Source organism: Catellatospora methionotrophica (genome assembly GCF_011297335.1).
Taxonomy (GTDB): domain Bacteria; phylum Actinomycetota; class Actinomycetes; order Mycobacteriales; family Micromonosporaceae; genus Catellatospora; species Catellatospora methionotrophica.
Window position 1 is genome coordinate 353,840 of sequence record NZ_JAAOTJ010000006.1, and the last position, 11,201, is coordinate 365,040.

The following is an 11,201-nucleotide window of genomic DNA, read 5'->3' on the forward strand; positions in this document are numbered from 1 at the left end:
AGTCGGGGCGTGCGGAGCCCGGAGCGGCGCGGAGGTGGGGGTGAGGGTCAGGTGGTGGGGCGGGCGGCGGCGAAGATGGCGGTGCCGGGGAAGAGGCGGCCGCGTAGCGGGGACCACTGGCCCCAGATCTGCTCGTGGCCCTCGGGCCACTCCGGCTCGATCAGGTCGACCAGGGTGAAGCCCGCGCCGAGCAGTTCGCGCAGCCGGTCGCCCATGGTGCGGTGGTGCTCGACGTAGGTCGCCGCGCCGTGCTCGTCGTACTCGACGTAAGGGCGGCGGTCGAAGTAGGAGTGCACCGCGCGCAGCCCGCCCTCGGTCGGGTCGTCGAGGAAGATCCAGCGCATCGGGTGGGTGACCGAGAAGACCCAGCGGCCGCCGGGCTTGAGCACCCGGTACACCTCACGCATGACCAGGGCCGAGTCGTCGACGAAGGGCACCGCGCCGAACGCGGTGCAGACCACGTCGAAGGCCCCGTCGGCGAACGGCAGCGCGCTCGCGTCGGCCTGCACCAGCGGCACCGTGATGCCGGTGCGCGCGGCGGCCTGCTCGGCGTGGCGCAGCATCCCGGCGGACAGGTCCATCGCGACCACGTCGGCGCCCTGGGCGGCCAGCCAGCGGGCTGCCGCCGCCGCGCCGCAGCCCAGTTCCAGCACCCGGCGGCCGGACACGTCGCCGAGCAGCTTCGCGTCGGCCTCGCGCAGGCCCTCCGGGCACCACACGAAGTCGGCCTCGCCGAGGAACGCGCCGTGCTCGGACTGGTAGTTGTCGGCGTCGGTGTCCCACCAGCCACGGGAGGCGCGCAGGTTCTCCGCGGCCGTCACCGGGCGGCGGGTCACGCCGGGGCCGGACGCGGCGTCGTCGTCGAGGTCGTCGTCACCGGCAGAAAGGATCTCCACCCGGACAGCGTACGAGCCGGTGTTCGGGGCGCGACTCACCGGGTGTGACGCACAGAACAATTCGCCCGCAATCCCCGTGGAGTCCCGCGAAACAGGAAGAGGGGAGCGTCACGGGAGGGGTGGGGTTGCGTCGTGTGGTAATGGGCACGGTAAGCTGTTCGATGCACTCGCACGTCCGCGGTTCTCGGCATGGAGCAGACCCGTAGCGCGCCGGAACTGACCGGAGCGTAGGCGAGCGGGAGCGGCAGTGGAACACCCACTGGGTCACACTGAACACCCATCCGACGGAGCAACAGTCCACATGACGAGCAGCATCGAGGCCACCTCGAGCGCCAACAGGGTCACCATCGACGATCTCGGCTCTGAGGAGGCATTCCTCGCCGCGATCGACGAGACCATCAAGTACTTCAACGACGGCGACATTGTCGAAGGCACCGTCGTCAAGGTCGACCGGGACGAGGTCCTGCTCGACATCGGCTACAAGACCGAGGGCGTCATCCCCTCGCGCGAGTTGTCGATCAAGCACGATGTGGACCCTGCTGAGGTCGTCACCGTCGGTGATCACATCGAGGCCCTGGTTCTCCAGAAGGAGGACAAGGAGGGGCGTCTGATCCTCTCCAAGAAGCGCGCGCAGTACGAGCGGGCGTGGGGCACCATCGAGAAGATCAAGGAAGACGACGGCGTCGTCCGTGGCTCCGTCATCGAGGTCGTCAAGGGTGGCCTCATCCTCGACATCGGCCTGCGGGGCTTCCTGCCGGCCTCGCTCGTCGAGATGCGCCGCGTCCGTGACCTGCAGCCGTACGTCGGCCGCGAGCTCGAGGCGAAGATCATCGAGCTGGACAAGAACCGCAACAACGTGGTCCTGTCCCGCCGGGCCTACCTCGAGCAGACCCAGTCCGAGGTGCGCACCGAGTTCCTGAACAAGCTCCAGAAGGGCCAGGTCCGCAAGGGCGTCGTGTCCTCGATCGTCAACTTCGGCGCCTTCGTGGACCTGGGCGGCGTGGACGGCCTGGTGCACGTGTCGGAACTGTCCTGGAAGCACATCGACCACCCGTCCGAGGTCGTCGAGGTCGGCACCGAGGTCGAGGTCGAGGTTCTCGACGTGGACCTGGACCGCGAGCGCGTCTCCCTGTCGCTCAAGGCGACCCAGGAGGACCCGTGGCGTCAGTTCGCCCGTACCCACGCGATCACGCAGATCGTGCCGGGTAAGGTCACGAAGCTGGTGCCGTTCGGTGCGTTCGTCCGGGTCGAGGACGGCATCGAGGGCCTGGTGCACATCTCCGAGCTGGCCGAGCGCCACGTGGAGATCCCGGAGCAGGTCGTTCAGGTCGGCTCCGACGTGATGGTCAAGGTCATCGACATCGACCTCGAGCGTCGCCGCATCTCGCTGTCGCTCAAGCAGGCCAACGAGGGCTTCGTCGAGGGCGAGGAGCACTTCGACCCGACCCTCTACGGCATGGCCGCGACGTACGACAACGAGGGCAACTACATCTACCCCGAGGGCTTCGACCCGGAGACGGGTGAGTGGCTCGAGGGCTACGAGAAGCAGCGCGAGGTGTGGGAGGCTCAGTACGCTGACGCCCGCGCGCGCTGGGAGGCGCACACCAAGCAGGTCGTCACCTCGCGGGCGGCCGACGCCGCCGCCGCGTCCGAGGTGCCGTCCGGCAACGTGTCGACCTCTACCCCGGCCCCGGCCAAGGCGGCGGAGGAGCCCAGCGGCACCCTCGCCACCGACGAGGCCCTGGCCGCGCTTCGCGAGAAGCTGGCGGGCGGCAAGGCCTGAGGTTCGCCTCACGCCTGAGTGACCCGAAGGACGGCCCCCGACTCCACGGAGTCGGGGGCCGTCCTGTTTTCCCTGCCGCGGCCTCGGCGCTCTGCGGAGTCGCGACCGTGCTGTTTCCGCGCTTCGCCGCGGCGAAGCGCGGACTCGCGGGCCGTCCGGTTTTCGGACGGTGGCCCGGCGCTCTGCGGAGTCGGGAAGTCCCGCTTCCGCGCTTCGGGGTGCGGAGTCGGGAAGTCCCGCTTCCGCGCTTCGCGGTTTGGAAGGGCACCTTCCCATCGCCCTCCTGGGCGGGAGGGTGCCCCTCCTCACCGCTGCACTCGTGAAGATCGCTGGTTCAGGTCGAAACCTTTGGTGTGACTGCACATTTCTGCCCCAAACAGCGATCTTCGGTGGACGGAACGCCTCACCCTGCGGGGTGAGCGGGGCGGGACGGGCGTGGAAGTATGGGGCGGTGCGATGGGTGGGGCTGACCGGCGGGATCGGGTCCGGTAAGAGTGCGGTGGCGGCGCGGCTGGCCGAGCTGGGCGCGGTGGTGATCGACGCCGACCGGCTGGCCAGGGAGGCCGTGGCGCCGGGCACGGACGGGCTCGCCGAGGTGGTCGCGCGGTTCGGGTCGCGGGTGCTCGGCACGGACGGTGCGCTCGACAGGCCCGCGCTGGGCACGGTGGTCTTCGGCGACGAGCAGGCCCGCCGCGACCTGGAGGCGATCATCCATCCCCGGGTCCGGGCCCGCACCGCCGAGCTGGCCGCGGCCGCGCCGCCGGACGCGGTGGTCGTCAACGACGTGCCGCTGCTGATCGAGGCGGGCCTGGCGGAGCAGTACGAACTGGTGGTCGTCGTGTTCGCGGATGCCGCGATCCGGCTGGCCCGGCTGGTGCGCGACCGGGGCATGACCGAGGCCGAGGCACTGGCCCGCATCGCCGCCCAGGCCACCGACGAGCAACGCCGCGCCGCCGCCGACGTGGCGATCGTGAATGAGGGCACCCTCGCCGACCTGCGCGCCGCCGTCGACGAGATCTGGCAGACCCGCCTGCGCCCCTGACCCGACGCGTGGCCACGGGCGGCCCCTTGATCGTGAAGGCGCAAGGCCCGTGCCGCCGTTGCGGCACGGGCCTCGGGGAGCCGGGGACCGGCTACTTGACCTTCATCGGCAGGGTCGGCGGCTTCTCGCTCAGGTCCAGGTCGAGCTGGGCGAAACCACCCGTGGCGGTACGCAGTTCCAGCCGCTTGAGCACACCCGCGTTGTCCACCCAGTAGCGCATCCGGGCCTGTCCCGCGGGCACGTTCGCCTCGACGGCGCTGGGCAGCTCGAACACGCCCACGGGCACCTTGCCGAGCACGTCGACGCGCAGCCGGCGGCCGTGCTTCTCGATGTGATCGGCGTCGTCAGCGACGTTCGCGGCCAGCGACAGCGCCTCGTACACCAGGTAGTCCAGGTCGGTGATCTCGCCGGAGCTGCCCAGCGCGACCCAGTCGATCCACTCCCACTTGCCCTTCGGCACGGGCAGCGTCGGCTGCTCGGGGACCCGTTTGCCGGTCTTGCGGATGGCGACGCCGGTGCGGTCGGCGTGCAGCAGCACGTCGTAGCTCTCGTCGTCGAGGTCGCGTACCGCGAGGTAGGCCAGCCGCTTCTGCCAGTCCAGCCAGCCCCGGCCGACGCGCAGCGCGCTCGGGTTGACCGGCATGGTCACGGTGACCGCGCCGCCCCGGGCCTTCAGGTTGCGCTGGCGCAGCTGGGACAGCACCTTCGCCTCGGCCTTGGTGATCGCGGTCGGCTTGATGTCCTGCCCGCCGAGCGCCACCGCGCGCACGAACTCCTGCTGCTGGCCGCGCTGCAGGTCGAGCACGGACGGCAGACCCTCGCCGAGCACTGTCTCCAGGCGTACCAGGGCGCCCTTGGCGTCCAGCCAGTAGCCGACCGCACCGCCGTGGGCCTCCAGCGACTTCGGGTCGGGCGGTGACGGCGACGGGCTGGCGCTGGCCTGCGCGGACGCGCCGGTCGTGGGGGAGGGCACGGTGGTGGCCTCGGTACGCGGCGCGCTGGCGGCGGAGGCGGACACCCCGGCCGAGGCGGGCGCGGCACCGGACGGGGCGGCACCGGACGGGGCGGCACCGGACGGGGCGGCACCGGACGGCACTGCCGCCGACGGAGCGACGCTGGGCGCAGCCTGGGGCAGCAGCGCCGGGCCGAGCAGGACGTCCACCGGCGTGCCCTCGAACGTGTCGCGGCGTACCCACTCGTTGCGCAGCTCGCCGAGCGGTCCCGTGGGGTCGGCCTCCTGCTTGGCCAGCAGGAACAGGAACGCGACCAGGTTGTCGACCGGCCGCTCCTCGTCGGAGCTGAGCTGCAGCGGGCGTACCCGCCAGCCGTCGGCCGGTGGGGTCAGCGAGGGCTTGCCGGCGGGCAGCGCGGCCCCTGCGCCCGCCGGAGGCGACGCCGGGGCGGACTCGCGCGCCGACTCCGGGGCCGGGCCCGTCGGCGCGGCCGAGGGCGGGGTGCCGGGGCGGATCGCGAGCACGCTCGGCGTGGCCTGGATCAGCGCCGTATTCGCGTCGGCCCCGACCACGGACACGTAGACGAGCTGGCGCTGCCAGTCGACCCAGCCGTCGACCTTGGTCTGGTTACCGGCCGGCCCGATGGTGCCGCGCAGGCCGACCCGGCCGTCGGCGAAGTTGCGGGCGCGCATACCCGCCAGACGGGTGATTTCGCCCTGGTTCAGTGCCCGGCTGCCCTGCTGCTCGGCGGGCTTGGCCGCGGAGCAGGAGGCCAGGCCCCCGGTCATGGTCGCGGCGAGGCCCAGCAGCAGACCGCCCGCGGCGAGAAGATGAAGGATCCGGCGTCGTCCGTCGGTCGAGGTGCCCACGCAGATGCAACGGGCGGGCGGGGGTGTGGTGACGTGCCAAACCGGTCAGGGTCGCCGTCGGGGGTCCGGGCCTGCCCGGATACGTCAAGACCGCCCGCGGCGGCCGGTCGGCGCACACTGTGTGCGCGACCGCAGCGGTGCGCTCATCGATCCTGCGGTGGGGCGGATCGAGGCTGCTACCGGTGCGCCAGAGGTGATGACCGGCCGGTGTGGAGGTCCGGTCTCCCTGGGACGGCCGCCGCGAACGGCCTACCACATGACGGTATCGCGGTGATTGATGACACACAATCGCAATATTGGAGCCGGTCACTCACCTACCGTCACACCAGCCTCGCGTACCTGCCCAGCGGCACGCGCGAGTGTCACACGCCCGGCGTAGGTTGGGTCACATGAGTGAGACCGGTGTCGCCACGATCCCCCGCCTGGACGGGACGTTCCAGGTCATCAGCGACTATGTCCCGGCCGGTGACCAGCCCGCCGCGATCGACGAGCTCGCCAAGCGGGTGCGCCGCGGCGACAAGCACTCGGTGCTGCTCGGCGCGACCGGCACGGGCAAGTCGGCGACCACGGCCTGGCTCATCGAGAAGCTGCAGCGCCCGGCGCTGGTGATGGCCCCGAACAAGACCCTGGCAGCACAGCTGGCCAAGGAGTTCCGCGAGCTGATGCCCAACAACGCCGTGGAGTACTTCGTCAGCTACTACGACTACTACCAGCCCGAGGCGTACATCCCGCAGACCGACACCTACATCGAGAAGGACTCCTCGATCAACGAGGAGGTGGAGCGGCTGCGCCACTCGGCGACGATGTCGCTGCTGACGCGGCGCGACGTGATCGTGGTGGCGACGGTGTCGGCGATCTACGGTCTGGGCACGCCGCAGGAATACCTGGAGCGCGCGGTCAAGGTCAAGGTCGGTGAGGACGTCGACCGGGACAAGCTGCTGCGCCGCCTGGTGGAGATCCAGTACGCGCGCAACGACATGGCGTTCAACCGGGGCACCTTCCGGGTCCGGGGCGACACCCTGGAGATCATCCCGGCGTACGAGGAGCTGGCGCTGCGGATCGAGTTCTTCGGCGACGAGATCGAGCGGCTGTCCTACCTGCACCCGCTGACCGGCGACGTGATCAAGGACGTCGACCAGATGATGATCTTCCCGGCGACGCACTACGCGGCCGGGCCCGAGCGCATGGAGCGGGCGATCACGGGCATCGAGGCCGAGCTGGAGGAGCGCCTGGCCGAGCTCGACCAGCAGGGCAAGCTGCTGGAGGCGCAGCGGCTGCGCATGCGCACCACGTACGACCTGGAGATGATGCGCCAGGTCGGGTTCTGCAACGGCATCGAGAACTACTCGCGCCACATCGACGGCCGCGAGCAGGGCAGCCCGCCGCACGCCCTGCTGGACTACTTCGCCGACGACTTCATCACCGTCATCGACGAGTCGCACGTGACCATCCCGCAGATCGGCGGCATGTACGAGGGCGACGCCTCCCGCAAGCGGGTGCTGGTCGAGCACGGCTTCCGGCTGCCCAGCGCGCAGGACAACCGGCCGCTGCGCTTCGACGAGTTCCTGGAGCGGGTCGGCCAGATGGTCTTCCTCTCGGCGACGCCGGGGCCGTGGGAGCTCAAGCAGTCGCAGGGCGAGTTCGTCGAGCAGGTGATCCGCCCGACCGGCCTGGTCGACCCGCAGGTCGTGGTGAAGCCGACCAAGGGCCAGATCGACGACCTCATGCACGAGATCCGGGTGCGCACCGAGCGCGACGAGCGGGTCCTGGTCACCACGCTGACCAAGAAGATGTCCGAGGACCTCACCGACTACCTGCTGGAGAACGGCATCCGGGTGCGCTACCTGCACTCGGAGGTCGACACGCTGCGGCGGGTGGAGCTGCTCAAGGAGCTGCGCATCGGCGAGTTCGACGTGCTGGTCGGCATCAACCTGCTGCGGGAGGGCCTGGACCTGCCCGAGGTGTCGCTGGTGGCGATCCTCGACGCGGACAAGGAGGGCTTCCTGCGCAGCGGCACCTCGCTGATCCAGACCATCGGCCGCGCGGCGCGCAACGTGTCCGGCGAGGTCCACATGTACGCCGACAAGATCACTCCGTCGATGGCGGCCGCGATCGACGAGACCGACCGGCGCCGGGCCAAGCAGGTGGCCCACAACGAGGCCACCGGCGTGGACCCGCAGCCCCTGCGCAAGCGCATCCACGACATCCTGGACGACATCTACCGCGAGGCCGAGGACACCGAGGCCGCGCTCGCCGGACACGGGCCGGGCGGCCACATCATCGGCGGCTCCGGCAGGCAGATGTCGCGCGGCAAGGCCCCGGTTCCCGGCACCCGCTCGAAGGCCCGTACGACCTCGGAGAAGCGCGGCGCGGTCGTCGCCGCCTCCGAGGGCATGGCCCGCGTCGAGCTGGCCAAGCTGATCACCGAGCTGACCGACCAGATGCTCGCCGCCGCCGCCGAACTGCAGTTCGAACTCGCCGCCCGCATCCGCGACGAGATCACCGAACTCAAGAAGGAACTCCGCCAGATGGACGCCGGGGCCTGACCCGCTGCCCGACCCGGCCCGCCCGCCCTCCGGCCCGCCCGCCCTCCGGCGCGGCGGGCCGCGCCGTCTCCGCCGCCCCACGCCGCAAACTTTAAAGACCTGCGCCTTCCGGTCAGCCCGGAGAGCGCAGGTCTTCAAGAGTTGCCGCAGGGGGTGGGGCGGGGGTCACTTGGGGTCGAGGTCGGAGGGGTAGGTGGGGCGGCCGGTGACGGCGTCGCGGAGCTTGTCGGCGACACCGAGCATCGGGTCGACGATCTTGTTCCACGGCGGGCTGCTGGGCGACTTGGGGTGCGGGCGGGTGCCCGCGGACTCCTCGGCGATCGCGGCCCGGTTGCCCAGGCGGATCAGCTCGTCGTCGTCAGCGAGCTCCTTCAGCCGGCCGTGGATGCGGCGGTCGGCCGTGTGCTTGTGCCGGCGCAGGTGGGCATCGACCTCCAGGGCGAGGCTCTGGAAGCCTTCGTCCTCGGCCGGCGTGGCCGACAGGGTCTGCAGCACCTGGCGGATCGCGCCGTCCTCGGCGAGCTCCCGGGAGACCAGGTCGTCGCCGTCCGGGAACAGGTTCTTCACGGTCGGCAGCAGGTACTGCTCCTCGGCGGCGAGGTGCCGGCTGACGACGGCGGTCACCACCTCGGCGACCTCGCGGCGCCGGGCCGGGGACGCCGAAGGCGCCTCGGTGGCCAGCTCCGCCGCCAGGCGGGTGATCTGCCGGTGCTCGTCGGCCAGCATGTCGACGATGCTCTGCCCGGCGGGGGTGTACTGGGCTTCGGCTTCGGGGGACAGGGTCGGTAGTGGTGGCAGCTCGGCGTCGCTCATGTCGCGGTGCTACCCAGGGCAGGCATCGAGCAAACATGGCGGTTTGACGGGGCCCGGCACACCTCATAGCATCGACGCCGATCGCCACCGGGCTCCGGCGATCGTTGCAGGCGTGGTCGGTCCGACCACCAAGGGCAGTGGTGTGCGTCCCGTACGCGCGTGAATCCACCCGGAACAGGATCCCCACCGTGCCCACACTCTCCTCCAGAGCCGGGCGTGCCACGCTCGCTCTGCTCATGCTCACCCTGTCCGCGCTCGCGATCGTCGTCGCGAGCATTGCCACACCCGGCCGCGCCGCCGACCCGGTGACCGTGCTGACCAGTGACTTCGAGGACGGCACCACGCAGGGCTGGGCCCGGCGAGGCACCGCCGAGGTCGTCGAGAACAGCACCGCCGCCGCCCACGCGGGCAGCCGCAGCCTGCTGACCTCGGGCCGCACCGCGTCCTGGAACGGACCCAGCCGTGACCTGCTGGCCACCGTCACCCGCGGCACCCGCTACACGTACGCCGTCTGGGCGCGCGCCGCCGCGGGCGCGGGCAGCGTGCAACTGCGGATGAGCGTCGAGCGCCGCTGGCAGGGCACCGCCAGCTACGAGCAGGTCGTCAACAGCACCACCGTGACCGACGGCGGCTGGACCCAGCTGACCGGCGGCTACACCCTCGCCAACGACGCCGACTTCTTCGCCGTGTACGTGGAGACCGTCAGCGGCACCGCGTCGTTCCACCTCGACGACTTCAGCTTGTCGTACCTGCCGCCGAGCCCCATCCAGACCGGCATCCCGTCACTGAAGACCGTGTTCGCGAGCGACTTCCCGATCGGGGCGGCGGTCGGCCGCCCGCAGCTGCTCGCCGAACGGGGCCAACTGCTGGCCAAGCACTTCAACTCGGTGACCGCGGGCAACGCGATGAAGTGGGACGCCACCGAGCCCACCGAGGGCGTGTTCACCTACACCGACGCCGACGCGATCGTCGCGTTCGCGCGGGCCAACGCCATGTTGGTGCGCGGGCACACGTTCGTGTGGCACAACCAGACCCCGGCCTGGGTGTTCAACGACGCGAACGGGCAGCCGATGACCGCGACCGCGGCCAACAAGACGCTGCTGCTGGCCCGGCTGGAGGCGCACATCCGCGCCGTCGGCGGCCGGTACGCCAACGACGTGTCGGCGTGGGACGTGGTCAACGAGGTCATCGACGAGAACCAGTCCGACGGCCTGCGGCGCAGCACCTGGTACGCCATCACCGGGCTGGACTACATCCGCACCGCGTTCCGGGTCGCCCGGCAGGTCGCGCCGAACGCGAAGCTGTTCATCAACGACTACAACACCAACGTGGCCGCCAAGCGCGACAAGCTCTACAACCTGGTCGCGCAGCTCAAGGCCGAGGGCGTGCCGGTCGACGGGGTCGGGCACCAGCAGCACGGCAACGTCTCCTGGCCGACCGGCGCGGAGACCGACGCGATGATCGCGGCGTTCCTGCCGCTCGGTGTCGAGCAGCAGATCACCGAGATGGACACCAGCATCTACACCAGCAGCTCGGAGAGCTTCACCACGCCGCCCGCCGACCGGCTCGCCAGCCAGGCCGCCCGGTACAAGGCCTGGTTCGACGTGTACCGCAAGTACAAGGCGAACATCACCTCGGTGACGCTGTGGGGCCTGGCCGACGACGAGACCTGGCTGGACAGCTACCCGGTGAGCCGCAAGGACTTCCCGCTGCTGTTCGACGTGCAACTGCAGGCCAAGCCGGCGTACTGGGCCGTGATCGGCGCTGCCTCCCCGACGGCCACTGGACCCGCCTCACCGAGCGCGAGCGCGTCGGCGTCGCCCAGCCCGAGCGCGTCGCGCAGCCCGTCGGCGTCGCCCAGCACCCCGTCGAGCCCGAGTCCGAGCGCGTCGCGCAGCCCCAGCGCCTCGCCGAGCGCCAGCGTCCCGCCGTCGCCCAGCGGCTCGGCCACGCCGGTGTCGTGCCGGGTGAAGTACACCGTCACCAACCAGTGGAACACCGGGTTCCAGGGCGACGTCGTGGTCACCAACACCGGCTCGGCGGCGGTCAGTGGCTGGTCACTGCGCTGGACGTTCGCCAACGGCCAGGTGGTCAACCAATCCTGGAGCAGCGCGTACGCACAGAGCGGCGCGAACGTGACGATCACCAACGCGACCTGGAACGCCACCATCGCCGCCAACGGCGGCACCGCCTCCTTCGGCTTCCTGAGCACCTGGACCGGCACCAACACAGCCCCGTCAACGTTCACCCTGAACGGCACCACCTGCCTCCAAGCCTGACCCACCCACCCCCCACCCCC

The 11,201-nt window shown here is 70.9% G+C and carries 6 protein-coding genes and 1 pseudogene; 4 read left to right on the forward strand and 3 right to left on the reverse strand.

Annotated features, from left to right (window positions below):
* Window positions 1-47: 47 nt before the first annotated feature.
* Complete coding sequence (locus HAV40_RS17825) at window positions 48-890, reverse strand: class I SAM-dependent methyltransferase (protein ID WP_239085875.1); 843 nt, start codon at window positions 888-890, stop codon at window positions 48-50.
* A 307-nt stretch (window positions 891-1,197) separates the two neighbouring features.
* On the opposite strand from HAV40_RS17825, the gene rpsA reads away from it, so the two are divergent.
* Window positions 1,198-2,679, forward strand: coding sequence for a 30S ribosomal protein S1 (gene rpsA / locus HAV40_RS17830; RefSeq protein WP_166382599.1), 1,482 nt, complete (start codon window positions 1,198-1,200; stop codon window positions 2,677-2,679).
* 451 nt (window positions 2,680-3,130) lie between these two features.
* Window positions 3,131-3,718 (forward strand): annotated as a pseudogene (coaE, locus tag HAV40_RS17835) (dephospho-CoA kinase); the annotation flags it as partial.
* A gap of 94 nt (window positions 3,719-3,812) precedes the next feature.
* Here the strand turns inward: coaE and HAV40_RS17840 are convergent.
* The gene (locus HAV40_RS17840; protein ID WP_166382603.1) at window positions 3,813-5,543 is read right to left on the reverse strand and encodes a hypothetical protein; all 1,731 of its coding nucleotides are present in this window, start codon (window positions 5,541-5,543) and stop codon (window positions 3,813-3,815) included.
* 389 nt (window positions 5,544-5,932) lie between these two features.
* Here HAV40_RS17840 and uvrB point away from each other — a divergent pair, with 389 nt between their 5' ends.
* Window positions 5,933-8,089: an excinuclease ABC subunit UvrB gene (uvrB, locus tag HAV40_RS17845; RefSeq protein WP_166382605.1), complete on the forward strand. Its 2,157-nt coding sequence runs from the start codon at window positions 5,933-5,935 to the stop codon at window positions 8,087-8,089.
* Window positions 8,090-8,254: 165 nt separating this feature from the next.
* Here the strand turns inward: uvrB and HAV40_RS17850 are convergent, their stop codons facing one another.
* Window positions 8,255-8,902 (reverse strand): hemerythrin domain-containing protein, encoded by a 648-nt coding sequence (locus HAV40_RS17850; protein ID WP_166382607.1) that lies wholly within the window; start codon window positions 8,900-8,902, stop codon window positions 8,255-8,257.
* Window positions 8,903-9,090: 188 nt separating this feature from the next.
* Here HAV40_RS17850 and HAV40_RS17855 point away from each other — a divergent pair, with 188 nt between their 5' ends.
* Complete coding sequence (locus HAV40_RS17855) at window positions 9,091-11,181, forward strand: endo-1,4-beta-xylanase (protein WP_239085805.1); 2,091 nt, start codon at window positions 9,091-9,093, stop codon at window positions 11,179-11,181.
* Window positions 11,182-11,201: the final 20 nt, after the last annotated feature.

Bases quoted from the DNA above. Each gene is read 5' to 3' on its own strand.
- uvrB (WP_166382605.1), top strand. From the start codon at position 5,933: ATGAGTGAGACCGGTGTCGCCACGATCCCCCGCCTGGACGGGACGTTC.
- HAV40_RS17850 (WP_166382607.1), bottom strand. From the start codon at position 8,902: ATGAGCGACGCCGAGCTGCCACCACTACCGACCCTGTCCCCCGAAGCC.
- rpsA (WP_166382599.1), top strand. From the start codon at position 1,198: ATGACGAGCAGCATCGAGGCCACCTCGAGCGCCAACAGGGTCACCATC.